We start from the raw sequence: 22,857 nt of genomic DNA on the forward strand, positions 1-22,857 counted from the left end.
TCGGGCGGCCGGGTATCCTGACGGCCACCCGTCAATGCGAACCTCGATTTCATGCCCTTGCACCGCGACATCTTCTGGGTCGGCAGACAATGGGCGGTGACGGGTGCCGGCATCCAGGCCGTCGACCAGCGCCTGCGCGGCGTGCTCGACATCGAGATCGCGCGGCTCTGGGACGACCAGCTCGTGCAGAGCCGGCGGGCCAAGCCCGGCGTGAACGCCGCGGATTTCGACAAGGCGGTGACCGTCGCCCGCGAACGCTTTCCGCAGGAAGCGGCGCCCGATCCGATCGTTGCGCAGCTGGAAGCGCTCGGCGTGGTCGAAGCACCCGCCGAAAGCCCGGTCCCGCCGGCAATGCAGCTGCGTGCCGAGGGCCGGCTTGCGCGCTTCCTGCCGCAATGGCGCGTCCGCCGGTAGCGCGACGAGGCCCGGGAACCAGGGCGGCCCCGAAATTGGCCCGGTTTGCCTGATCGGCCGTTGCCGGATAAGACGGCTCGGACCCCGCTTTTCCAGGAATCGACCAGCCGCATGCGCATTCTTTGCACCAACGACGACGGTATTCACGCTCCCGGCCTCAAGGTCGTGGAGGAGATCGCGCGCGCCTTGTCCGACGACGTCTGGGTGGTGGCGCCCGAGCTCGACCAGTCCGGCGTGTCGCATTCGCTGTCGCTGAACGATCCGCTGCGCTTGCGCGAGGTCGGCCCGCGGCACTTCGCCGTGCGCGGCACCCCGACCGACTGCGTCATCATGGGTGCGCGCCACATCCTCGGCACCAAGCCGCCCGATATCGTGCTGTCCGGCGTCAACAAGGGCCGCAACGTCGCCGAGGACGTGGTCTATTCCGGCACCATCGCCGGCGCGCTGGAAGGCACCATCCTGGGGCTGCCGTCATTCGCGCTGTCGCAGGAGTTCAGCGTCGAGACCCGCGAGCGGCCGCCGTGGGACACCGCGCGCAAGTTCGGCCCCGACATCCTGCGCAAGGTGATCAAGGCCGGCATCCCCAAGGACACCGTCATCAACGTCAACTTCCCGTCCTGCGCTCCGGAGGAGGTGCTCGGCATTCGCGTCACGCGCCAGGGCAAGCGCAATCTCGGCTTCCTCAGGATCGACGAGCGCAGGGACGGCCGCAACAATCCCTATTTCTGGATCGGATTCGAGCGCGCGGCGATGATGGATACGCCCGCGGAGGGCACCGACCTCGCCGCGCTCCGCGAGCGCTACGTCTCGGTGACGCCGCTCCGGCTCGACCGCACCAATGAAGCGTTTTCGGAAGAGTTGAGCGCGACGCTGAAATAGCGATGCCGGGCTACGGAAGTCTCCTAGCCGCCGCGTAGCGCGGCTTCGATGGTCTTGCCGAGCGCATCGAGTTGGAACGGCTTCTGCAGTGCCGGCCGGTCGCGATACTGCTCGGGCAGGCCCGAGGAGCCGTAGCCGGTGGCGAAGATGAAGGGGCAGCCCTTCGCCTTGATGACGTCGGCGACCGGCGAGATGACCTTGCCGTTGACGTTGACGTCGAGGATGGCGATGTCGAACTCGGTCGCCTGGGCAAGCCGCATGGCCTCGGTGATATCACCGGCTTCGGCTGCGACCTTGTAGCCGAGCTCCTCGAGCATGTCCGCGACCATCATCCTGATCATCACCTCGTCTTCGACGAGGAATACAGAGCGGCCGGGAAGCCCTGTCGCGGTCATTGTCGGTGAGTCCTTGCCCTATTTGCAGAAAACGTTCGCAGATAACACGAATCGACGCAATGCGCGTTTCGACGAACGGACGGCCGAAAATGGCCTTTGCAGCCTGTCCGCTGCAAGCCAATTTATGGTCAAATAACGCTGCAAAAGGCTATCATGGGTTCCTGAGCAGGAACAAGATTCGGGACCGCCGCTTGAGCTTTGCAGGCGAGGCTCCGTACCTGACGAGACGATACTGGCCGCAATGACCCCCACGCAGCATCCGCCGGAAAAGATGATGTTTCAGCTCACGCTGAGGCGTCGAGGCATCAGCGATCAGGCGGTGCTGCGGACCATGGAGGAGGTGCCGCGCGACGAGTTCGTCGACGAGGCCGATCGCGAGGGGGCCTATCGCGACAGCGCGCTGCCGATCGCTTGCGGGCAGACCATCAGCCAGCCCTTCGTCGTCGCCTACATGACCGAGCAGCTCCAGCTCCGGAAGCAGCACCGCGTGCTCGAGATCGGCGCCGGCTCCGGCTACCAGGCCGCGGTCCTGTCGCGGCTCGCAGGCCAGGTGCTGACGGTCGAGCGGTATCGCAAGCTGGCAGACACGGCGCGCGCCAGGCTTGAAAAGCTGGGCTGTCACAATGTCGAGGTGATGCTCGGCGACGGTCTCAACCTGCCGCCCAATATCGGTCCGTTCGACCGCATCATCGTCACCGCCGCGGTCGAGCAGCTTCCGGAGAACCTGATCGAGCGGCTCGAGGTCGGCGGCATCCTGATCGCGCCGGTGGGACCGCATCAGGGCGTGCAGACGCTGATCCGCCTGACCCGGACCGAAGCCGGGATCGAGCGTAGGGAACTCGTGGAGGTCCGCTTCGTTCCCGCACTGCCCGGCGTGGCGCGGGAGCTGTAGAATTCCGGATCGGCTGTGCTGCCAACATCTTATTGGGAGGGTTAAGCCGTTATTTACTCGGCGCGTGTTTACTTAAAACACCAGTTCAGTTGCGTACGAGTGAGTAACCATGTCTGTCGTCGCCGAGTTGCTTTACTCGCGCCGCGTGCCGCAGGTCGCGGTACTGGCGCTGATCTCCTTCAGTTTCGCAGGGTGCAGCGCCGACATGTCGTCGCGGCTGTCCCAATCGAACTTCTCCAACCCCTTCGCGTCCGACCAGACCGGTTCGGTGCAGCAGGCGCCGCCGCAGCAGCAGCGTGAGCTGCCGCAATATTCGCGGCCGCAGACGCAGCCCGGTTACTACCAGTCGCAGCCCTTGCCGCCGCCGGCGGTGTCTGCGCCGCAAACCCTTCCGGTTGCGGGAGGCGGTGGCGTGTCCGGTGGCGGGCGCGGCGTCAGCTCCTATGCGCCCCCGACGCAGCCGCACCTCGAGACCACGGCCACCGTGCCGCCGCGCTCCGTCGCGGCCGCCCAGCCGGCCGGTGGAACCAAGATCATCGTCGGCACCAGCGACACGCTCGACGTGCTCGCCAAGCGCTATCACGTCACCCCACAGGCGATCCTCGCTGCCAATGGCTACAAGGGCCCTCGCGCGCTCTCGCCCGGCCAGCAACTGATCATCCCGCATCCGGCCACGGCCGCTGCACCAGCGCCCGCGATGGCTCCGGTCGCGGCAGCTGCCCCTGTGAAGCCGGTGGCGGCCATTGCCGCACCGTCCAGCACCCACTTCGTCAACCGTGGCGATACGCTCGCCAGCATCGCCCGCAAGAACCATATCTCGGCCGCCGAGCTCGCCCGCGCCAATGGCATCGAGCCGTCGGCCAAGCTCAAGCTCGGCACCAAGCTGACCGTGCCTGGCGCCAAGACCGCTGTCCTCGCGGCGCCGGTTGCGGCGGCTCCGGTCGGTGCTGCCCCGGTTGCCGGTACACTCCAGCCGGTTGCGGCCGCTCCTGCGCCCGCCACCAAGATGGCCGCTGTCGCCGCGCCGGTACAGAGCGCGCGCCTCGCCCAGGCCACGGCCAATGTCGAAGAGAAGCCCGCTGCTGAAGCTCCGGCGAAGGCTGCGGAAACCACCAGTGCGCTCCCGACCTTCCGCTGGCCGGTGCGCGGCAAGGTGGTCACCAGCTACGGCGCCAAGACCAACGGCAAGTCCAACGACGGCATCAATCTCGCGGTGCCCGAGGGGACGCCGGTCAAGGCGGCTGAAGACGGCGTCGTTGCCTATTCCGGCAACGAGCTGAAAGGATACGGCAATCTGGTCCTGGTTCGGCACTCCAACGGCTACGTCACCGCATATGCCCATGCGAGTGAGCTGTTGGTGAAGCGCGGCGATACCATCAAGCGCGGTCAGGTCATTGCCAAGTCGGGTCAATCCGGGGAGGTGGCGTCGCCGCAGCTCCACTTCGAGATCCGCAAGGGATCGAGCCCGGTTGACCCGCTTCAATTCCTGAACGGGGCGTGAGGTCTAAATAGCCTCCGCACGAAAACTGTCATCGCCCGGCCTGACCGGGCGATCCAGTATTCCAGAGACATTCGTTATTTGAGCCGATAAGCCGCGGCGTACCGGATTCCCCGCCTGCGCGGGGAATGACAGTGGTGTGCTGGGCGATAGCTTTCGACTAATTACTTCGCCGTCAGCTTCACGCCGAGCCGTCCCGCCAGCTCCTGCACGAACTGCCAGGCGACGCGGCCCGAGCGGGAGCCGCGCGTGGTCGACCATTCCAGCGCCTCGCGTTCCAGCGCCTCGTCATCGACCTTGATGCCGAAATGGCTGCAATAGCCGCGCACCATGGCGAGATATTCGTCCTGGCTGCAACGGTGGAAGCCGAGCCAGAGGCCGAAACGATCCGACAGCGAGACCTTCTCCTCGACCGCTTCGCCGGGATTGATCGCGGTCGAGCGCTCGTTCTCGATCATGTCGCGCGCCAGGAGATGGCGGCGGTTCGAGGTGGCGTAGAGGATGACATTCTCGGGCCGGCCTTCGATGCCGCCTTCGAGCACGGCCTTGAGCGACTTGTAGGACGCGTCATTGCCGTCGAAGGAGAGGTCGTCGATGAAGACGATGAAGCGGAAATCGGCGTCGCGCAGCTTCTCCATCAGCATCGGCAGCGTCTCGATGTCCTCGCGGTGGATCTCGATCAGCTTCAGCCGGTCGGCCGCCTTGCGGTCGGCATTGATGCTGGCATGCGCTGCTTTGACGAGGGACGACTTGCCCATGCCGCGCGCACCCCAGAGCAGGGCGTTGTTGGCGGGCAGGCCGCCCGCGAAGCGCTCGGTGTTCTCCATCAGGATGTCGCGCATCCGGTCGACGCCCTTGAGCAGGAACAGCTCGACGCGGCTGACCCGCGGCACGGCCGAGAGGCGGCCGTCGGGGTGCCAGACATAGGCGTCGGCCCGCGCGAACGTTTCGCGCTCGACGGCGGGCTTGCCCTGGGCGGCGAGGTGCGCCGCAATGCTCTCCAGCGCGCGGACGAGGCGCTCCTGGGAGAGGTCCGGGGATGGCTTGGAATCTGCCTTGGAGGCGACCCTTCGGGCCGCCGTGGGGCGTTTTGCCGCGACGGCGGCGGGCTTCCTGGCAGGGGTACGGGGGCCTTTGCCGGCCGGGCTTTTGCTAAGGTTTTTGGGCATGTCCGAAGTTCCTGAGAATGCAGCCTTATCGGGCCTGACGGCGCGCCGCAAGGTGGCCAAATCGACGGTCTGGCAGCGTTGCAATTGGGGCAATGGCCGCTATAGTCCGCGCGAATTTGACCGAACCGGTCGCCTTGAGGGCCTGACCGGCTTTCCCCCGTTCTCACGAGGATCGTCCGAATGTTGATTACCCCTGCGTATGCCCAGGCTGCGGGCGCCGGTGACACCAACAGCATGTTGATGTCGCTGCTGCCGTTCGCCCTGATCTTCGTGATCATGTACTTCCTGATTCTGCGTCCGCAGCAGAAGAAGGTCCGCGACCACGCCGACCTCGTGAAGAACATCCGCCGCGGCGACACCGTCGTGACCTCGGGCGGCCTCGTCGGCAAGGTCACCAAGGTCGTCGACGACGACCAGATCGAGTTCGAGATTTCCGACGGCGTGCGCGTGCGCCAGATGCGCCAGATGATTTCGGGCGTGCGCGCCAAGGGCGAGCCGGCGAAGGAATCCAAGGATAGCGCGAAGGAATCCGCCAAGGACGACGCCGCGTCGAAGTGAGCGCTTCCGCGGCTTCCTCAAGTCTCCTGATCTGACAGGTCCAATCGATGTTGTATTTCACGCGGTGGAGGGCGCTCGGGATCATCCTGACGGCGCTGATCGTGTGCCTCTTCGCGGTTCCGAACTTCTTCCCCGAGGCGACGGTCAAGACCTGGCCCGCCTGGGCGCAGCGCCGGATCGTGCTCGGCCTCGACCTTCAGGGCGGCTCCTATCTGCTGCTCGAGGTCGATTCGAACTACGTGAAGAAGGAGCGGCTGGACCAGGTCCGCGACGACGTTCGCCGGACGCTGCGCGATGCCAAGATCGGATTCACGGGCGGCGTGACCGTGCGCAACGACGCGGCCGAGGTTCGCATCACCAAGGACACCGACGTGCAGCCGGCGCTCGCCAAGCTGCGCGAGCTCGCCCAGCCGCTGGGCGGCCTGATGGGATCGAGCGGACAGCGCGACCTCGAAGTGGCTGACGCCGGCGGCGGTGTGATCCGCCTGACCATCCCGCAGGCCGCGATGCTCGACCGCATGCGCAAGACCATCGAGCAATCGATCCAGATCGTCGAGCGCCGCGTCAACGAGCTCGGCACCGTCGAGCCCGTCATCCAGCGCCAGGGCAACGACCGCATCCTGGTGCAGGTCCCCGGCCTCCAGGACCCGACCCGCCTGAAGGAGCTGCTGGGCAAGACCGCGAAGATGGAATTCCGCATGGTCGACACGTCCGTGCCGCCGGATCAGGCGCAGCAGGGCAGGTTGCCGCCGGAATCCGAGCTGTTGATGAGCGCATCGCCGCCTCCGACGCCCTATGTGGTCAAGAAGCAGGTGCTGGTGGCCGGCGGCGATTTGACCGACGCGCAGGCGAGCTTCGACCAGCGCACGGGTGAGCCGGTCGTCAGCTTCAAGTTCAACACCTCGGGCGCGCGCAAGTTCTCGCAGGCCACACAGGAAAACGTGGGTCTGCCCTTCGCAATCGTGCTCGACAACAAGGTGATCTCGGCACCCGTCATCCGCGAGCCCATCACGGGCGGTCAGGGCCAGATCTCCGGCAATTTCACGGTGCAATCGGCCAACGACCTTGCCATCCTCTTGCGCGCCGGCGCGCTGCCGGCGCCGCTCACGGTGGTCGAGGAACGCACCGTCGGTCCGGGCCTCGGCCAGGACTCGATCGAGAAGGGCGAGCTTGCGGCCTATGTCGGCTCGATCCTGGTCATCGTGTTCATGCTGCTGACCTACCGCCTGTTCGGCGTGTTCGCGAACATCGCGGTGACCATCAACGTCGCCATGATCTTCGGCCTGCTGTCGCTGCTAAGCGCCACGCTGACGCTGCCAGGTATCGCCGGCATCGTGCTCACCGTCGGCATCGCGGTCGACTCCAACGTGCTGATCTACGAGCGCATCCGCGAGGAGCTGCGCGGCGGCCGCAACGCGATCTCGGCGATCGACGCCGGGTTCAAGCGGGCGCTCGCCACCATCCTCGATTCCAACATCACCACCTTCATTGCCGCCGCGGTGCTGTTCTACATCGGCACCGGCCCGGTGCGCGGCTTCGCCGTGACGCTCGGTATCGGCATCATCACCACGGTGTTCACCGCCTTCACTCTGACGCGGCTGATCGTCGCCGGGTGGGTGCGGTGGAAGCGGCCGCAGAGCGTGCCGATCTAGGAGCCTGATCGTGACTCACACCGTTCTCATCGGGCTCGGCGTCCTCATTGCCGTCCTCACCGTGGTCGCGGCCCTCGGTCTGCTGCCGTCGCTGCGCATCGTCCCGGACAACACGCATTTCGACTTCACGCGCTTCCGCCGCATCAGCTTCCCGATCTCGGCCGCGCTGTCGATCCTCGCGATCACGCTGTTCTTCACCCACGGGCTGAACCTCGGTATCGACTTCAAGGGCGGCACGCTGCTCGAGGTGAAGGCGAAGTCCGGCGTCGCCGACATCGCGGCGATGCGCACCTCGCTCGACGCCCTCGGTCTCGGCGAAGTCCAGCTGCAGCAGTTCGGCGGCCCCGAGAACGTCCTGATCCGCGTCGCGGAACAGCCGGGCGGCGACGCCGCACAGCAGGCTGCCCTCGCGAAGCTTCGCGGCGCGCTCGGCGACAGCGTCGACATTCAGCGCACCGAGGTGCTGGGTCCGCGCGTCGCCGGTGAGCTGCTGGCCTACGGCATGATCGGCCTGATGCTCGCGATCATCGCGATCCTGATCTATCTCTGGTTCCGGTTCGAATGGCAGTTCGCGCTGGGCGCCATGATCGCCAACGTGCACGACATCGTGCTGACGATCGGCTTCATGTCGGTCAGCCAGGTCGATTTCGACCTGACCAGTATCGCCGCTCTGTTGACCATCCTGGGCTATTCGCTCAACGACACCGTCGTCATCTACGACCGAATCCGCGAAATGCTGCGGCGGTACAAGAAGATGCCGATGCCGCAGCTGCTCAACGAATCCATCAACTCGACGCTGTCGCGCTCGATCATCACCCACGTGACGGTGACGCTGGCGCTGCTCGCGCTGCTGCTGTTCGGCGGCCACGCCATCCACAGCTTCACCGCGGTGATGATGTTCGGCGTGGTGCTGGTCGGCACCTACACCTCGATCTTCATCGCGGCGCCGATCCTGATCTATCTCGGTGTCGGCGAGCACCGCGAGGATGCCAAAGAAGACGCTCCGCCGGCGAAGAAAAACAAGGCATGATCCGAACTGCAGGTCCTCGCATGCGTTTGCGGGGGCGGTAAGCTCATTCGGACGAAACTGATGGCCGGCGATCCCAACGCACCGCATTTCCCGCGCTCGGCGCCGATCGATGCCTATGGCAAGGGCGGCTTCGCCTTTGCCGGCATGTCGCATCGGGGATCGCTGCTCTGCCTGCCCGACGCGATCTGGGCCTGGGATGTGACCGACCCCGCCAAGATCGACCGCTATTCGCTGGACCGGGTGTTCGCGGCCGCCAACAGCATCGACACGCTCCTGGTCGGCACCGGAACCGGCCTGTGGCTGCCCCCGCCGGAACTGCGCCAGGCGCTCAAGGCGGTGCGGGTGGTGCTGGACACGATGCAGACCGGCCCTGCCGTGCGCACCTACAACATCATGATCGGCGAGCGTCGCCGCGTCGCTGCCGCGCTGATCGCCGTCCCATGAGCGCCGCCGCCGCGCCGCCCGACAACGTTTCGTTCTGCGCCGATCTCGTGCGCAGCCACGATTTTCCGCGCTATGCCGCGACCCTGTTCACGCCCGCCGCCGAGCGCCGCGCGCTGCTGGCGCTCTATGCCTTCAACGTCGAGATCGTCCGCGTCCGCGACCAGGTCAGCCAGCCCTTGCCTGGGGAGATCCGCCTGCAATGGTGGACCGACATGCTGTCGGGCCACGTCCATGGCAGCGCCGAGGGCAATCCAGTGGCAGCGGAGCTGCTGCGCGCGATCCGCGATTTCGACCTGCCGGTGGAGCCGCTGTCGCTGCTCGCCGACGAGCATCAGTTCGATCTCTACAACGACCCCATGCCGACGCTGACCGCGCTGGAGGGCTATCTGGTGGCGACCTCGTCGGCATTGTTGGGTTTGGCTGGCCGGGTCATGGGCGCGCCGCCCGACGCCGCTGACCATCTCGCGCGGCATGCCGGGCTCGCCCAGGGCATCGTGCAGGTGATTGCCAATCTGCCGCGCGATGCCGCGCACCGGCAATTGTTCCTGCCGCAGCAGGTGCTGGAGAGTCACGGCTGCAACATGGAAGATGTGTTCGCCGGCAAGGCGACGCCGAACCTGGATGCGGTGCTCGAGCAGCTTGCGGGTGAAGCCCGCCAGCATGCGACGACGGCCTTGTCGCTGCTGGCGCAGGTGCCGCCGTCGGTGCGGCCGGCGTTCCTGCCGCTGAGCCAGGCGCAGGCCGACCTCAAGCGCCTGTCGCAGCCCGGGCGCAATCCGTTTGCGCTGCTGCCGCCGTCGCGACTGCGCACGCTGTCGACGCTGTGGCGGGCTTCACGTTCCCGGGAGTTTACCAAATAGCGTTTGGTTTCTCGCCCGGGCCGGGCAAATGCTCTATGCTGTCCCATGGCTGAATTGTCCCAAAGCACGTCTTCCGATCTCACCGGCTTGCCGGTCGCACCCGCCGACATTCATGCCGCCGCCGAGACCATTCGTGGCGCCGTCGTCGAGACGCCCTGCAGCTACAGCCGCACGCTGAGCAGCATCTGCGGCTGCGACACCTGGCTGAAATTCGAGAACCTCCAGTTCACGTCCTCGTTCAAGGAGCGCGGTGCGCTCAATCGGCTGAACGCGCTGACGCCGGAGGAGCGCGCGCGGGGCGTGATCGCGATGTCCGCGGGCAATCACGCGCAGGGCGTCGCCTATCATGCGAAGCGCCTCGGCATTCCCGCCACCATCGTGATGCCGGTCGGCACGCCCATGGTGAAGGTCGAGAACACCCGGCATCACGGCGCCGAAGTCGTCGTCACGGGCGCGACTCTGGAAGAGGCCGCCACCTTTGCCCGGAGCCACGGCGAAGCCCGCGGCATGATCTTCGTTCATCCCTACGACGATCCGCTTGTCATCGCGGGGCAGGGCACCGTTGGCCTCGAAATGCTCAAGGCCGTGCCGGAGCTCGACACGCTGGTCGTCCCGATCGGCGGCGGCGGGCTGATCAGCGGCATCGCCATTGCCGCCAAGTCGATCAAGCCGTCGCTGCGGATCCTCGGCGTCGAGGCCTGGCTCTATCCCTCGATGTACAACGCCATCCACGACGGCAATCTGCCGGCGCGCGGCGACACGCTGGCCGAAGGCATCGCGGTGAAATCGCCGGGCAAGATCACCACCGAGATCGTCCGACGCCTGGTCGACGATATCGCGCTGGTCAACGAAGCCGAGCTCGAGCGCGCGGTCGCGACCCTGATCTCGATCGAGAAGACGGTCGTCGAGGGTGCCGGCGCCGCCGGCCTTGCCGCGCTGATGTCAGATCCTTCCCGCTTTGCCGGCGAGAAGGTCGGCCTCGTCCTGAGCGGCGGCAACATCGACACGCGGCTGATCGCCTCCGTGCTCACCCGCGAGCTCGCGCGTGAGGGACGGCTGACCCAGCTCTCGCTCGATATCCCCGACAGGCCGGGGCAACTCGCGGCCGTCGCGGCGCTGCTGGCCGAAGCCGGCGCCAACATCATCGAGGTCTCGCATCAGCGGACCTTCTCCGATCTGCCGGCCAAGGCGACGCTGCTGCAGCTCGTCATCGAGACCCGCGACAGCGCGCATCTGGACGAGGTCATGGCGAAGCTCAGCGCCTCCGGATTGAGCGCGCGCTGCACGTAAGCTATCGCGGCGTCAGGGTCGCGAGGTGGGCGATCAGCCGGTCGACCTCGGCTTCGGTGTTGTAGTAATGCGGCGAGGCCCGCACGACGTCCGGCAACGCGCGCATTTCGGCGTCGATGCGGGTGCTCGCAGGATCTGAGGCGCCGATCGTGATGCCGGCCGCCGCGGCGTTGCGGACGATATCCTCCGCCTCGTGCCCGTCCATCGTGAAGCTGACAATCGCGCCCGGCGTGCGTCCAAGATCGCGAATCGTGACGCCGCGAATGCCGGCGAGGCCGCCGCGAAGCCGGCCGGCAAGCAGGCGGCAGCGCTGCGCGATCGGGCCGATGCCGATCTTGAGGGCATAGTCGACAGCCGTGCCCAGGCCGAGCCGGGCTGCGTAATTGTTCTCCCAGTTCTCGAAGCGGCGCGCATCGTCGCGCAGTCGATATTCGTTGCGCGAGACCCAGGGGGCCGCGAAATGGTCGATCATCGGCGGCTCGAGCTGTTGCATCAGTGCCCGGCGGACATAAAGGAATCCGGTGCCGCGCGGGCCGCGCAGGAATTTGCGGCCCGTGGCAGACAGCATATCGCAGCCGATCGCTTCGACATCCACCTCCATCTGGCCGACCGCCTGGCAGGCGTCGAGCAGATAGGGGATGCCGTGCGCGCGGGCGATCTTGCCGATTGCCGCCGCCGGATTGACCAGCCCGCCATTGGTCGGAACCCAGGTGATCGCGATCAGCTTGACGCGCTCATCGATCATGCGCTCGAGCGCCTGGACATCGAGCTCGCCGGTGGCATCGCTGGGCACGATTTCGACGACCGCGCCCGTGCGTTTGGCGACCTGAAGGAACGCGACATAGTTGGCGGCGTATTCCGCCTCGGCGGTCAGGATGCGGTCGCCCTTGCGAAACGGGAGCGAATAGAACGCCATCTGCCAGGCGACGGTGGCGTTTTCCACGAGCGCGATCTCGTCGGGAGACGCATTCAGCAGACGCGCGACGGAGCCGTAGACCGCGCCGAGCCGGTCGGATTCGCGGTCGGACGCGGCATAGCCTCCGATTTCGCACTCCAGATCGATGTGCTCCTTCATCGCTGCCGCGACCACGGTGGGCATGAGGGCCGCGCCCGCATTGTGGAGATATGTTCGCCTGGAGACGGCCGGCGTGTCGAAACGAATTTGGTCGAGATCGATCAATGTTACCTCCGCCTGCTGGCTGCACAGCCAGCATTAGGCGCGATGCCGCGCGTGAGCAAGGCCGAGGCCATCGCGCCAATCTTGGGAAGAATCGGCGAAATTGAGCGTGCGGTTGGTATCTGATTCCAATTCAGCAGCCTCGCTCTCGGCATTTTGAGAAACCCGGCGGCTTCGAACGCGATATTCTCCTGCATCGGAACATCGACCATGCAAGAGAAAACGCAGTCGTCGCGCCCGACCGGCGGCGCGCCCCGAATTAACATCGCCAGGCGGATCGATCTCACGACGCTCAGGCTGTTCATCGCCATCTGCGAAGAGGGCAATTTGACGCGTGCCTCGCAGCGCGAGGCGATCGCGCCCTCGGCCGTCAGCAAGCGCATGAATGATCTGGAGGAGGTTCTCGAGGTCACACTGTTCGAGCGGCATCCGAACGGGATGGCGCTGACGCCGGCCGGCGAATCGCTGCTGCATCATGCGCGCGTGACGCTGCTCAATGTCGAGAAGATCGCGGTCGACATGGCCGAGCATGCGCGCGGCGTGCGCGGGCACGTTCGGATGCTGGCCAATCTGTCGTCGATCGTCGAGTTCCTCCCCGACGATCTGCCCGGCTTCTTCCGCTCGCACGAGCTCGTGCGTCTCGACCTGCAGGAGCGTCCCAGCGCCGATGTCGTTCGCGGTGTCGAGGAGGGCGTGGCTGAAATCGGCATCTGCTCCGCGGATGTGTCGACGCGCGGGCTGGATCGGTTCTCGTACCGGCGGGACCGCCTCGTGATCGTGGTGCGCACGGACCATCCGCTCGCATCGGCCCGGGAGGTTTCGTTCGCCGATACGCTCGACTACGACCATGTCGGCCTGTTTGCGGCCAGCTCGATCTATCTGCGCTCGCAATACATGGCGCAGCAGATCGGCAAGTCGATCCGGCTGCGGGTTCATGTCCCGGGCTTCGATGCGGTGTGCCGCATGGTGCAGGCCGGCATGGGCATCGGCCTCATTCCCGATCGTGCGTTCGAGGTCCTCAGTCACGGCATGAACCTGACCGCCATAGAGCTGAGCGACGACTGGGCCGATCGCGAGCTGGTGCTGGTGGCGAGGGATCCGGCGGGATTGTCGGCGACCAGCCAATTGATGCTCGACCATCTGCGGATGCCGGGCAACAGGCCGCACTGACTCCACGTCGTTCGTCATCCGCGAACGCGTGTTCATCAAAGGATATTGGACTTGAGACGGTGAGCTCGGCGACACCTCGATCAAAGACGATCGAGGAGCGCGAGACATGGACGGACCACTATCCGGAATACGGGTCGTCGAACTCGGAACATTGATCGCCGCGCCGTTCGCCGCGCGGCTGTTCGCCGAATTCGGCGCTGACGTCATCAAGATCGAGCAGCCGGGCAGCGGCGATCCCTTGCGCAGATGGCGCAAGCTGCATCAGGGCACCTCGCTCTGGTGGTATCTGCAGTCGCGCAACAAGAAGTCGATCGCGATCGACCTGAAATCGCCTGATGGCCGCGACGTCGCGCTGCGGCTCGCCGCACAAGCCGATGTCGTGATCGAGAATTTCAAGCCGGGCAGCCTCGAGAAGCTCGGCCTCGGCTGGGATGTGCTGTCGAAGCTCAACCCAGATCTCACGCTGGTGCGCATCTCCGGCTACGGGCAGACCGGACCTTATCGCGATCGCTCCGGTTTCGGCGCGATCGGCGAAGCCATGGGCGGGTTGCGCTTCACCACGGGCGACCCGGACAGCCCGCCGGCGCGGGTCGGCATCAGCATCGGCGACAGCCTTGCATCCCTTCACGGCGTGATCGGCGCGCTGATGTCGCTGCTCCGCGTCAAGACCGGGCAGGGACGAGGGCAGGTCGTTGACGTCTCGCTCTACGAGAGCGTGTTCAATCTGATGGAAAGCCTTGTCCCCGAATACGATCTCATGGGTCATGTCAGGACCCGCACCGGCGGGGCCCTGCCGGGCATCAGTCCCTCCAATACCTATCCGAGTTCCGATGGACGCCACGTCGTCATCGCCGGAAACAGCGATGCGATCTTCAAGCGGCTGATGCAGGTGGTCGGCCGGCCGGATCTGGCCGACGAGCCGGCACTTGCCAGCAACGACGGACGGGTGCGCAGTAACGAGATGCTCGACGCCGTGATCGCGACATGGACGTCGGCGCGAACGATGGACGAGATCCTTGCGCGTCTCGATGCGGCCGACGTCCCGGCGGGCCGGATCTATTCGGTAGCCGACATCGTCGAAGACCCCCATTACGCCGCCCGCGAGATGATCCTGCCGACCGAGCTGCCGGGTGATGTCACCGTCAAGATGCCGGGTATTACGCCAAAGCTCTCGGAGACACCGGGCGAAGTGAAATGGTCAGGCCCGACGCTGGGACAGCACACCGACGAGGTGCTCGAGGGCCTCGGCCTGCAGGCGGGCGATATCGCGCAGCTGCGCCGCAGCGGAGCGGTGCAATGATGGCAACACGACCGGATATCCTGATCCAGGAAGTCGCTCCGCGCGACGGCCTTCAGATCGAAGCCAAGTGGGTTGAGACCGACGACAAGATCCGGCTGGTCAATTCGCTGTCCGCGATCGGCTTTGGCCGCATCGAAGTCTCGTCGTTCGTGTCGCCGGCGGCGGTCCCGTCGCTGCGCGACGCGGCGGATGTCTTCGCCGGCATCGAGCGCCGGCCCGGCACGATCTACACGGCGCTGGTCCCGAACCGGAAAGGCGCCGAACTGGCGCTGGCGGCCCGCGCCGACGAGCTCAATTTCGTGATGTCGGCCAGCGAGACGCACAACCGCGCCAACATGAACATGACGCACGCGCAATCGCTGGCCTCGCTCGCCGAGATCGTGAGGCCGGCTCATGCCGGCGGCGCTCTGGTCAATGCCACCGTTGCGACCGCGTTCGGCTGTCCGTTCGAAGGCGGGCAGCCGTTCAAGAAGGTGCTCGACATCGTCAAGCGCTATCTTGATCTCGGCGCCGACGGCATCACGCTCGCGGACACCACGGGCATGGCCAATCCCAATCAGGTCTCCCAACTGGTGGCCGAGGCCTTGATGCTGGTCACTGCGGACAGGCTCACGCTTCACTTCCACAACACGCGAGGCCTTGGGCTCGTCAATGTTCTCGCGGCCCATGACACCGGTGCGCGCCGCTTCGACGCTGCGCTGGGTGGCCTCGGCGGATGTCCATTCGCGCCGGGCGCCACCGGGAATGTCTGTACCGAAGATCTCGTCAATCTCTGCCACGAGATCGGCCTGCGGACCGGTCTCGATCTGCAACGCCTGATCGATCTGTCGTTCCGGCTACCGGGGCTGGTCGGACATGAGGTGCCGGGGCAGGTCGCCAAGGCCGGCCGTCCGCTCGATCTGCATCCCATACCCGAACGTTTGCGGCGTTCCGGCTGAACGGCCGCCGCCAAATCTCAAAAGCAAAATTGGAGGAAACCATGACGATTGCGACGGCGGCCACCGCCGACCTCGACGCTGGATTGACGGAGCAGCAGGTCATCAGGAAGATCGCCTGGCGGCTGATGCCGCTGATCATCATCTGCTACTTCTTCGCGTTCTTCGACCGCGTCAACATCAGCTTTGCCAAAACCGCGCTGCAGGCCGATCTCGGCCTCAGCAACACCGCCTACGGATTTGGCGCCAGCCTGTTCGTCGTCGGTTACGTCCTGCTGGAAGTGCCGAGCAACATGCTGCTCTATCGTTTCGGCGCACGGCGCTGGATCGCCCGCATCATGATCTCCTGGGGGCTGGCGACGGCGGCCATGATCTTCGTCCGCAGCGAATGGCAATTCTACGCACTGCGCTTCGTGATCGGCGCCATGGAAGCGGGTTTCGCGCCGGGCATTCTCTACTATCTGACGCTCTGGTTTCCGAAGTCGCATCGCGGCCGCATGACGTCCGTGTTCTTTCTTGCGACTGCGTTCTCCGGGATCGTCGGCGCGCCGATCTCCGGCCTCATCCTCAACTATCTGAACGGGCTGCACGGTCTTGCGGGCTGGCAGTGGCTGTTCCTGGCCGGCGGCATTCCCTGCGTCGCCCTTGGCTTCGTCGTGCTGCTGCGCTTCGACGACGGGATCGCACAGGCCGAATGGTTGAGCGATGACGAGCGCCGGCTGATCTCGGTCCAGCTGGATCGCCAGAACAGCGAGATCGGCGAGCATTCGGCGTGGCGCTCGCTGCTCATGCCCGGCGTGCTGCTGCTCGGCTTCATCTACTTCCTGATCCAGATCGCGTCCTACGGCCTCAACTTCTGGGCTCCCGATCTGATCAAGGCGGCCGGTGGCGGCAGCGCGGCTGCCATCGGCTTCCTGACCGCCGTGCCCTACATCTGCGGCGCCATCTGCATGATCATTGTCGGACGCCTGTCGGACGCGTCGGGCGAGCGGCCGAAGTTCGTCGCCGGCCTGGTGCTGGCTGCGGCCGTGGGCTTCTTTGCCTCCGGTGCATTCGACCGGAATGTCGTCACGCTGGTCGGTTCGCTTGCCATCCTCGGCGCCGGCGTCGTTGCGGCCATCCCGACGTTCTGGACGCTGCCTCCGAAGATCCTGACCGGCGCGGGCGCGGCGAGCGGGATCGCGCTGATCAACACGCTGGGGCAGATCGGCGGTATCGTCAGCCCGATCATGGTCGGTTCGGTCAAGGACATGACCGGCAGCACGACGCCGGCGCTCTATGTGATCGGGGGCCTGTGCCTGCTTTGCGCCGTCCTGGTTTTGACGGTGCTTCCGCGTGACCTCAAGGCCAAGGATCTGGCCGAGCCGATCCGGTAAGGGCGCGACCCATTCGCCTCAGTCAGGCAATGAACCGGGCCGGGATGCGCTGTCGATGATGTCATCCCAGCTCTTCCCGGCCGCGCGGAGAAAGTCGATGGAGGGCCCGGCCGGATTGCCGTATTGGGCAATCGTTCGCGCCCGAATTCTTGTCCTGAGCGGCTCCGGCGTGAGGTCCTTGAACGCCTTGGCGATCGCGAGGCGCTCGGCATGGACCGCTCTCGCAATGGTCTCGGCCTCAAGGCCCCGGCGCCGCATATCCATGGCCATTTCGGCGAGCGTCTGCACCTTCCGTTCGTACGCCGAGCGAAGGTCGTTCATGGGCGATGCGCTCTTTCGTATCTGGCCGTCTGCGACGACCAGCTCAGATGCAGAGGCTGAGCAGCTTGATGTGGCAGCTGCTGGATTTGGGCTTGGACTCGGATTTGGGCTTGCTGGCGGGCGCGGCCTCGCGCTTCACTGCGACCAGCGGCTCCGCGTCCTTGTTGCCCTTGCCTTTACCCTTGCCTTTGGGCTCGTAATCGCCGGCGATCACCATGGCCCAATAGGTGCGCTTGCCGCTGGCGTTCCTGGCGCTGGCGACGCCGACGCGGGAGGCGTTATGCAGCAACAGGTTCTTGCGGTGCCCGGAGGAGTCGATCCACTGGCCCAGCGTCTTCTCGAAATTGTCGTAGCCATAGGCGATATTCTCGGCGGCGCGGCCTGCGCCGGCCGGGGCGACGCGCCGGTTGAACGGGCCGAGCGCATCGTGGCTGAGATCGTCCTTTGCCGCCATCGCGCGGGCCTGGTCCATGGCGATGCGGTCGAGCGTTGAATCGCGGACGACACGGACTTCGCCGTGCTTGAGGCGGAAGCTGGAAATCAGCTCGGCCGCGGAATCGGCCATCGCCGGGGCGGCCGAGAGCAGCAGGAGGCTGGCGACGAGAGCGCCAACCACACGATGCATTACCGTCGCCCCAGTACCCATGACCCCGCCAAGTCCGAATGATCCGACCGCTTCTCTATCGCCAATGTGGAGGCTTCATGGCGCGGGCGGCGCTAGCCGGCCGGCAGATCGGCCTCGAAATTGAAGCGGTCGCGCAGGTTCTTTCGCTGCTCCAGGATGTCCTTGAGGAAGGCGCGGTCCTGGTCGTTCTTCATCATCGGCTCGATCAGGTCGAGCTGGTTCATGGCCACCAGCTGCAGGATCTCGGTGCGCGGCTTGCCACCGGCATCGCGCGGCAGCGCGTGCACCACCTGGATGTGTTCCGGCGGCTTGGGACCCTTGGCCGCCGAAAGCTCGCTGCGAAGCTGGCCCTCGAGCGTGGCCTGATCGGCTTCGACGAAGGCGTAGAGGCCGACGCCGGAGCGCCGGTCGGCAAAGGCGACGATGGCGGTGTCGCGCACCGCCGGGTTCTTGCGGATCAGCTCGGCCAGCACCGGCGCATCGTTGACGAGCCGGCGGCCGCCGCCCTCGCGGTCGGTGAAATTGAACAGGCCGCGCGTGATCGCGCGATAGACCTTCTTGCCCGTGGCAAGCCACAGGCTGGCGGCAAACGACTTCTTCGCCAAGATTGCTCGCTCGCGCGGCGTCAGCGCCTCAGGGGCGTAGGAGCGCTTGTGCTTGAGCAGGTGGCGGAGATCTTCGTAGGCAAGGATCCGGTAGAGGCGGCCGCGCCGCGCAAAGCAGGCCGCGAGCTGGAAGTCCGTCACATAGGCGCGGCCGTCGCGGCCGACCAGCCAGTTCTGCTCCTTGGCGAGGTCGTTGTGACAGATGCCGGCGCGGCGCAGCCGCCGCAGTGCCGCCTTGGCCGAGCGGAAATAGGCGAGGTCGCCATGGGGCTTTGCCAGGTGCAGCGCGACGCCGTCGACGAAGCCGCGCACCAGCGCGCGGCGTCCGGCCCACAGCAGCTCGGGGCCGACGTTAAGACCCTTGGCGAGTGCCAGCGCATGCTTCTCGCGGGCGAACAGATGGCGCGCCAGAGGGAATGACCACCACGGCACTTCATCCAGCCGGCGCAGCACCGCGTCGACCTCGCCGCTGTCGCCGCGAAAACGGCCGCGCTCGACGGTCGAGAACACGTCGCGCTTGAGCAGCACGCCCTCGGTCCAGCGCGCCGACAGCGTCGCGGCGTCGTCTTTCGGAAGACTCATCGATATCTCACGCGGCTGCGGCGATGCGCAAATGATCGGCGATCCAGCGATCGAGATCGGCAAGCGCCAGCGCGCTCATCGCCTGCTTCTTGGCCACCGTCTTCTCGTTGCCGCGCAGCCGCGTGCCGTCGGGCTTCTTCGTCGGCGCGCTTGCGAGCGGCGGGAACAGGCCGAAATTGATGTTCATCGGCTGGAACGAGCGCGTGCCCGGCTCGATCGTCTCGATATGGCCGCCGGTGATGTGTCCGAGCAGGGACCCCAGCGCGGTCGTGTTCGGCGGGCTCGCAAGCGTCTCGCCGCGTGCATCCGCCGCCGCATACAGGCCGGCGATCAGGCCGACGCTCGCGGATTCCACATAGCCCTCGCAGCCCGTCATCTGGCCGGCGAAACGCAGCCGCGGCTGCGCGCGCAGGCGCAACTGTCCGTCGAGCAGTTTTGGCGAATTCAGAAAGGTGTTGCGATGCAGGCCGCCGAGGCGGGCAAACTCGGCCTTCTCCAGCCCGGGAATGGTGCGGAAAATGCGCTGCTGCTCGCCGTACTTCAGCTTGGTCTGGAAGCCGACGATGTTGTAGAGCGTGCCGAGCTTGTTGTCCTGGCGCAGCTGTACGATCGCGTAGGCTTTCGTGGTGGGATCGTGCGGATTGGTGAGGCCGACCGGCTTCATCGGACCGTGGCGCAAGGTCTCGGGGCCACGCTCCGCCATCACCTCGATCGGCAGGCAGCCGTCGAAATAGGGCGTGTTGGTCTCCCACTCCTTGAACTCGGTCTTCTCCCCGGAAATCAGCGCGGCGACGAAGCCGTCATACTGCTCCTTGGTCATGGGGCAGTTGATGTAGTCGGCGCCGGTGCCGCCGGGGCCGACCTTGTCGTAGCGCGACTGAAACCAGGCCACCGACATGTCGATGGATTCGCGATGCACGATCGGCGCGATCGCATCGAAGAAGGCGAGCGCGTTCTCGTCGGTCAGCTCACGGATGGCGTCGGCGAGCGGCGCAGAGGTGAGGGGGCCGGTGGCAACGATCACGTTGTCCCAGTCCGCCGGCGGCAGGCCTGCGATCTCGCCGCGGGCGAGCTCGATCAGGGGATGTTCGTTCAGCGCCTTGGTGACGGCCGCCGAGAAACCGTCGCGGTCGACGGCAAGGGCGCCACCGGCGGGCACCTGGTTGGCATCGGCCGCGCGCATGATCAGCGAGTCGAGGCGGCGCATCTCCGCATGCAGCAGGCCGACGGCGTTGTTGGCGGCGTCGTCCGAGCGGAAGGAGTTGGAGCAGACGAGCTCGGCGAGCCCGTCGGTGCGGTGCGCCTCGGTCATGCGGGTCGGCCGCATCTCGTGCAGCACCACGGGCACGCCCGATTTGGCGACCTGCCAGGCGGCTTCGGAACCGGCAAGGCCGGCACCGATCACGTGCACACGATTTGAATGGGATCCTGTCATGGGGCGGACAGGTAGCGCTTTTCGGCGAGGAGTGGAATCGCCGAGATCGAGTTTTCTGCCTCCGGAAACGACAACGCCCGCACGAGGCGGGCGCTATCGGTCCGTTCCGGTGAAGGGCTGAACGATATCAGCCCTGATACTGGCCGGCGGCAACGCGCGGGATGTCCGAGCGATCGAGGCCGATGTCGGCCAGTTCGCGATCGCTGAGCTGGGACAGCTCGGCAACATTGCGCTGATAGTCCCGGAAGGCCTGGATCATGCGGATGAGCGAGAGCAGCATTGGTAGTCTCCTGTAGTTCGATTCAGCCTTTGCCTAGGCGTCATCGTTGAAATGAATATAAGTGAGAGTGGTGCAGTGCGAAAGTTCCGATGTTGCGACGCAGCTAAGCGATTGGCGCATAGCACTGGTAACAGCCGATTAACCTCTCGGCAGGCCCGCTCAATCGCTGGGCGGCCGGCCCCGCTTAGTGCAATAAATTACCGTGAAATCACGGATTTATGGCAGATCATGCGGTTCCATCGATGCTTGAAATAGGTCGCGTTTTCGTGATCCGCAAGAAAGTGGGGCAGCCTGTAAGCCCAAGTCTCGCATGCGAGAATCGCATGAATGCGGTCGTCGTATAATTGAATATAAATTCATATCATTGGGTGCTTGCGCCAGGCTTGAGCTGGTAGAAGGGCGAGCGGAGACTTGCAGAGCGCCGGCTTGGGCCGATTCCGTTCGCCCATCTCTCAGACCGGGCGCATTTGCTTCTTTGGTGCGACGCACACACGCCATGCGTGCGCTGTCGGGTTACGAAGTTGTAATGAAAATCAGAAGTTCCGCATACGCGCTCTGCGCAGCGCGCAACATCACGCAATTCTCGCGGGGAATTTATTGCGGCAAGTTGCCGCAACCGGGGAAAGTCATGCCGCAGATTCCGGCAATGTCGCTGGTTCTGGCCCAAGAACAAAAGAAGGAAAGTAACATCATGACGAAGTTACTCGGGGTTATCGCAGTTGCCGCCGTCGCATTCGCCGTCGCGCCGGCCCAGGCCGCCAAGCACGCCATGGGCGGTTGCAGCGGGGCCAATCTGGAGAAGACGGAGACCGCGATCGAGGCCATGCCCGACGGCGACAGCAAGTTCGTCGCGCAGAAGGAGATCGCGGCGGCGCAGGACGCGCTGCTCAACGGCAAAATGGGTGTGTGCGGCACGCACCTGAACAAGGCGATGCACGCCACCATGGGCAAGTAAACGCAACCCAAGAGAGGGCCGGTCGCCTGGCGGTCGGCCCTGCGCTTTTTGTTGATTGTTGCTCTTAAGGAGCGCGCGCGAGCTGGGTGGCGAAATAGGCGACCGTCTTGGAATAGACCTCGCTCTTGTTCCACTGCTGGAGCACCGCGAAGTTCGGGCCGCCCGGCTGCCAGTCCTTGCCCTTCTGCCAGCCATAGCCGGCGAGATAATTGGCGGTGGAGGCGAGCACGTCGGGTGCGTTGTGCAGCAGGTCGCGCTTGCCGTTGCCGTCGAAATCGACGGCGTATTTCATCCATGACGAGGGCATGAACTGGGTCTGGCCGAGCTCGCCGGCCCATGCGCCCTTCATGTCGGCCGGCGCGAGGTCGCCGCGCTGGACGATGCGCAGCGCATCCATCAGCTCGCCGCGAAACTGCTCGGCGCGCCGGCAGTCATAGGCCAGCGTCGCCAGCGAGCGGATGGTGGCGAACTTGCCGGTGTTGACGCCGAAGTCGGTCTCCAGCCCCCAGATCGCGACCAGCACTTCGCCGGGCACGCCGTAGGTCTGCTCGATGCGCGACAGCACCGAGCCGTATTGCTTCATCATGTTGGAGCCGCGCGTCATCCGCGGCGGCACCATGCGGCCGGAAAACTCCTCGAAGGTCTGGGTGAAGACCTTTTGCGAGCGGTCGCGCTTGAGCACGCTCTCGTCGAGCGTCACGCCTGCAAGCCCCGCGGCGATGGCCTGCTGCGAGATGCCCTTGGCGGCGGCGTCGGTTTTGAAGTCCGCAAGCCAGGCGTCGAAATTGCCCGAGCCGCAGGCCACAGCGGCAAGCGCTGGCTGGGCGGACAGGATGGATGCGGAGAGGGCGAGGGCTGCGAGAGCGAGACGAGAAATCGTCGGGGTCATCAGATGAAATGGATTCCGTGAAGTGATCTGACCGGCCACGCAATCTCGGTCGGAACCGCGGCCAAAGCAAGGCGTCTGGCAACGCCCGGTCCTGCCCGGAGCCGGGCAGGACCGGATGTCACGCGA

Annotated in this window: 24 protein-coding genes; 15 read left to right on the forward strand and 9 right to left on the reverse strand. The window is 65.6% G+C overall.

Features of this window, described 5'->3' with window-relative positions:
* Window positions 1-51: 51 nt before the first annotated feature.
* On the forward strand, window positions 52-414 hold the full coding sequence (locus tag A7X65_RS05785; RefSeq protein WP_063683325.1) for a hypothetical protein: 363 nt from the start codon (window positions 52-54) through the stop codon (window positions 412-414).
* Window positions 415-525: 111 nt separating this feature from the next.
* Window positions 526-1,293 carry a 5'/3'-nucleotidase SurE gene (gene surE / locus A7X65_RS05790; protein ID WP_063683326.1) on the forward strand — a complete coding sequence of 256 codons (768 nt, stop codon included), beginning with the start codon at window positions 526-528 and terminating at the stop codon, window positions 1,291-1,293.
* A 23-nt stretch (window positions 1,294-1,316) separates the two neighbouring features.
* Here the strand turns inward: surE and A7X65_RS05795 are convergent, their stop codons facing one another.
* Window positions 1,317-1,688: a response regulator gene (locus tag A7X65_RS05795; RefSeq protein ID WP_063683327.1), complete on the reverse strand. Its 372-nt coding sequence runs from the start codon at window positions 1,686-1,688 to the stop codon at window positions 1,317-1,319.
* 241 nt (window positions 1,689-1,929) lie between these two features.
* On the opposite strand from A7X65_RS05795, the gene A7X65_RS05800 reads away from it, so the two are divergent.
* Window positions 1,930-2,580, forward strand: a complete 651-nt coding sequence (locus A7X65_RS05800; protein WP_145665700.1) for a protein-L-isoaspartate(D-aspartate) O-methyltransferase — start codon at window positions 1,930-1,932, stop codon at window positions 2,578-2,580.
* Window positions 2,581-2,689: 109 nt separating this feature from the next.
* Window positions 2,690-4,081 (forward strand): LysM peptidoglycan-binding domain-containing M23 family metallopeptidase, encoded by a 1,392-nt coding sequence (locus A7X65_RS05805; protein WP_063683328.1) that lies wholly within the window; start codon window positions 2,690-2,692, stop codon window positions 4,079-4,081.
* 161 nt (window positions 4,082-4,242) lie between these two features.
* Here the strand turns inward: A7X65_RS05805 and A7X65_RS05810 are convergent, their stop codons facing one another.
* Complete coding sequence (locus A7X65_RS05810; RefSeq protein ID WP_063683329.1) at window positions 4,243-5,247, reverse strand: ATP-binding protein; 1,005 nt, start codon at window positions 5,245-5,247, stop codon at window positions 4,243-4,245.
* Window positions 5,248-5,427: 180 nt separating this feature from the next.
* Here A7X65_RS05810 and yajC point away from each other — a divergent pair, with 180 nt between their 5' ends.
* The 6 genes from yajC to A7X65_RS05840 are packed head-to-tail and all read left to right on the forward strand — an operon-like array spanning window position 5,428 to window position 11,081.
* On the forward strand, window positions 5,428-5,805 hold the full coding sequence (yajC, locus tag A7X65_RS05815) for a preprotein translocase subunit YajC (RefSeq protein WP_027546603.1): 378 nt from the start codon (window positions 5,428-5,430) through the stop codon (window positions 5,803-5,805).
* Window positions 5,806-5,852: 47 nt separating this feature from the next.
* A complete protein-coding gene (secD, locus tag A7X65_RS05820) occupies window positions 5,853-7,457 on the forward strand; it encodes a protein translocase subunit SecD (protein ID WP_063683330.1) in 1,605 nt (534 codons plus the stop codon).
* 10 nt (window positions 7,458-7,467) lie between these two features.
* A complete protein-coding gene (gene secF / locus A7X65_RS05825; protein WP_063683331.1) occupies window positions 7,468-8,487 on the forward strand; it encodes a protein translocase subunit SecF in 1,020 nt (339 codons plus the stop codon).
* Between the two features lie 60 nt (window positions 8,488-8,547).
* A complete protein-coding gene (locus tag A7X65_RS05830) occupies window positions 8,548-8,931 on the forward strand; it encodes an Mth938-like domain-containing protein (protein ID WP_063683332.1) in 384 nt (127 codons plus the stop codon).
* Complete coding sequence (locus A7X65_RS05835; protein ID WP_063683333.1) at window positions 8,928-9,791, forward strand: phytoene/squalene synthase family protein; 864 nt, start codon at window positions 8,928-8,930, stop codon at window positions 9,789-9,791. The genes A7X65_RS05830 and A7X65_RS05835 overlap by 4 nt, the downstream gene beginning before the upstream one ends.
* A 45-nt stretch (window positions 9,792-9,836) precedes the next feature.
* Entirely contained in the window at window positions 9,837-11,081 is a 1,245-nt protein-coding gene (locus tag A7X65_RS05840; RefSeq protein ID WP_063683334.1) for a threonine ammonia-lyase, read from the forward strand.
* Window position 11,082: 1 nt separating this feature from the next.
* Here A7X65_RS05840 and A7X65_RS05845 read toward each other — a convergent pair whose 3' ends face one another.
* Entirely contained in the window at window positions 11,083-12,261 is a 1,179-nt protein-coding gene (locus A7X65_RS05845) for an aminotransferase class V-fold PLP-dependent enzyme (protein WP_063683335.1), read from the reverse strand.
* A 207-nt stretch (window positions 12,262-12,468) separates the two neighbouring features.
* Here A7X65_RS05845 and A7X65_RS05855 point away from each other — a divergent pair, with 207 nt between their 5' ends.
* From A7X65_RS05855 to A7X65_RS05870, 4 genes are all read left to right on the forward strand, one after another.
* Window positions 12,469-13,428: a LysR family transcriptional regulator gene (locus A7X65_RS05855; protein WP_063683337.1), complete on the forward strand. Its 960-nt coding sequence runs from the start codon at window positions 12,469-12,471 to the stop codon at window positions 13,426-13,428.
* A 106-nt stretch (window positions 13,429-13,534) separates the two neighbouring features.
* Entirely contained in the window at window positions 13,535-14,728 is a 1,194-nt protein-coding gene (locus A7X65_RS05860; RefSeq protein ID WP_063683338.1) for a CaiB/BaiF CoA transferase family protein, read from the forward strand.
* The gene (locus A7X65_RS05865) at window positions 14,725-15,666 is read left to right on the forward strand and encodes a hydroxymethylglutaryl-CoA lyase (protein ID WP_063683339.1); all 942 of its coding nucleotides are present in this window, start codon (window positions 14,725-14,727) and stop codon (window positions 15,664-15,666) included. The genes A7X65_RS05860 and A7X65_RS05865 overlap by 4 nt, the downstream gene beginning before the upstream one ends.
* Before the next feature lie 41 nt (window positions 15,667-15,707).
* A complete protein-coding gene (locus tag A7X65_RS05870) occupies window positions 15,708-17,039 on the forward strand; it encodes an MFS transporter (RefSeq protein ID WP_063683340.1) in 1,332 nt (443 codons plus the stop codon).
* Between the two features lie 18 nt (window positions 17,040-17,057).
* Here the strand turns inward: A7X65_RS05870 and A7X65_RS05875 are convergent, their stop codons facing one another.
* From A7X65_RS05875 to A7X65_RS40425, 5 genes are all read right to left on the reverse strand, one after another.
* Entirely contained in the window at window positions 17,058-17,360 is a 303-nt protein-coding gene (locus A7X65_RS05875) for a hypothetical protein (RefSeq protein WP_063683341.1), read from the reverse strand.
* A 43-nt stretch (window positions 17,361-17,403) separates the two neighbouring features.
* Entirely contained in the window at window positions 17,404-17,985 is a 582-nt protein-coding gene (locus A7X65_RS05880) for a CAP domain-containing protein (protein ID WP_063683342.1), read from the reverse strand.
* Window positions 17,986-18,077: 92 nt separating this feature from the next.
* The gene (locus A7X65_RS05885; protein WP_063683343.1) at window positions 18,078-19,172 is read right to left on the reverse strand and encodes a serine/threonine protein kinase; all 1,095 of its coding nucleotides are present in this window, start codon (window positions 19,170-19,172) and stop codon (window positions 18,078-18,080) included.
* A 7-nt stretch (window positions 19,173-19,179) separates the two neighbouring features.
* Complete coding sequence (gene trmFO, locus A7X65_RS05890) at window positions 19,180-20,607, reverse strand: methylenetetrahydrofolate--tRNA-(uracil(54)-C(5))-methyltransferase (FADH(2)-oxidizing) TrmFO (protein WP_063683344.1); 1,428 nt, start codon at window positions 20,605-20,607, stop codon at window positions 19,180-19,182.
* Between the two features lie 127 nt (window positions 20,608-20,734).
* Window positions 20,735-20,887 carry a DUF1127 domain-containing protein gene (locus tag A7X65_RS40425; RefSeq protein ID WP_007590701.1) on the reverse strand — a complete coding sequence of 51 codons (153 nt, stop codon included), beginning with the start codon at window positions 20,885-20,887 and terminating at the stop codon, window positions 20,735-20,737.
* Window positions 20,888-21,515: 628 nt separating this feature from the next.
* Between A7X65_RS40425 and A7X65_RS05895 the strand changes: the two genes are divergently transcribed.
* Window positions 21,516-21,842 (forward strand): hypothetical protein, encoded by a 327-nt coding sequence (locus A7X65_RS05895; protein WP_063683345.1) that lies wholly within the window; start codon window positions 21,516-21,518, stop codon window positions 21,840-21,842.
* Between the two features lie 64 nt (window positions 21,843-21,906).
* Here the strand turns inward: A7X65_RS05895 and A7X65_RS05900 are convergent, their stop codons facing one another.
* Window positions 21,907-22,731, reverse strand: a complete 825-nt coding sequence (locus tag A7X65_RS05900) for a lytic murein transglycosylase (protein WP_063683346.1) — start codon at window positions 22,729-22,731, stop codon at window positions 21,907-21,909.
* Window positions 22,732-22,857 lie beyond the last annotated feature (126 nt).

This window comes from Bradyrhizobium stylosanthis, assembly GCF_001641335.1.
Lineage (GTDB): Bacteria > Pseudomonadota > Alphaproteobacteria > Rhizobiales > Xanthobacteraceae > Bradyrhizobium > Bradyrhizobium stylosanthis.

Coding starts and splice junctions, on each gene's coding strand:
- surE (WP_063683326.1), top strand. CDS start 526: ATGCGCATTCTTTGCACCAACGACGACGGTATTCACGCTCCCGGCCTC.
- A7X65_RS05800 (WP_145665700.1), top strand. CDS start 1,930: ATGACCCCCACGCAGCATCCGCCGGAAAAGATGATGTTTCAGCTCACG.
- A7X65_RS05865 (WP_063683339.1), top strand. CDS start 14,725: ATGATGGCAACACGACCGGATATCCTGATCCAGGAAGTCGCTCCGCGC.
- A7X65_RS05805 (WP_063683328.1), top strand. CDS start 2,690: ATGTCTGTCGTCGCCGAGTTGCTTTACTCGCGCCGCGTGCCGCAGGTC.
- A7X65_RS05840 (WP_063683334.1), top strand. CDS start 9,837: ATGGCTGAATTGTCCCAAAGCACGTCTTCCGATCTCACCGGCTTGCCG.
- A7X65_RS05875 (WP_063683341.1), bottom strand. CDS start 17,360: ATGAACGACCTTCGCTCGGCGTACGAACGGAAGGTGCAGACGCTCGCC.
- A7X65_RS05830 (WP_063683332.1), top strand. CDS start 8,548: ATGGCCGGCGATCCCAACGCACCGCATTTCCCGCGCTCGGCGCCGATC.
- A7X65_RS05860 (WP_063683338.1), top strand. CDS start 13,535: ATGGACGGACCACTATCCGGAATACGGGTCGTCGAACTCGGAACATTG.
- A7X65_RS05885 (WP_063683343.1), bottom strand. CDS start 19,172: ATGAGTCTTCCGAAAGACGACGCCGCGACGCTGTCGGCGCGCTGGACC.
- A7X65_RS05855 (WP_063683337.1), top strand. CDS start 12,469: ATGCAAGAGAAAACGCAGTCGTCGCGCCCGACCGGCGGCGCGCCCCGA.
- A7X65_RS05835 (WP_063683333.1), top strand. CDS start 8,928: ATGAGCGCCGCCGCCGCGCCGCCCGACAACGTTTCGTTCTGCGCCGAT.
- trmFO (WP_063683344.1), bottom strand. CDS start 20,607: ATGACAGGATCCCATTCAAATCGTGTGCACGTGATCGGTGCCGGCCTT.
- A7X65_RS05895 (WP_063683345.1), top strand. CDS start 21,516: ATGCCGCAGATTCCGGCAATGTCGCTGGTTCTGGCCCAAGAACAAAAG.
- A7X65_RS05880 (WP_063683342.1), bottom strand. CDS start 17,985: ATGCATCGTGTGGTTGGCGCTCTCGTCGCCAGCCTCCTGCTGCTCTCG.
- A7X65_RS05810 (WP_063683329.1), bottom strand. CDS start 5,247: ATGCCCAAAAACCTTAGCAAAAGCCCGGCCGGCAAAGGCCCCCGTACC.
- A7X65_RS05900 (WP_063683346.1), bottom strand. CDS start 22,731: ATGACCCCGACGATTTCTCGTCTCGCTCTCGCAGCCCTCGCCCTCTCC.
- A7X65_RS05870 (WP_063683340.1), top strand. CDS start 15,708: ATGACGATTGCGACGGCGGCCACCGCCGACCTCGACGCTGGATTGACG.
- secD (WP_063683330.1), top strand. CDS start 5,853: ATGTTGTATTTCACGCGGTGGAGGGCGCTCGGGATCATCCTGACGGCG.
- A7X65_RS40425 (WP_007590701.1), bottom strand. CDS start 20,887: ATGCTGCTCTCGCTCATCCGCATGATCCAGGCCTTCCGGGACTATCAG.
- yajC (WP_027546603.1), top strand. CDS start 5,428: ATGTTGATTACCCCTGCGTATGCCCAGGCTGCGGGCGCCGGTGACACC.
- A7X65_RS05785 (WP_063683325.1), top strand. CDS start 52: ATGCCCTTGCACCGCGACATCTTCTGGGTCGGCAGACAATGGGCGGTG.
- A7X65_RS05795 (WP_063683327.1), bottom strand. CDS start 1,688: ATGACCGCGACAGGGCTTCCCGGCCGCTCTGTATTCCTCGTCGAAGAC.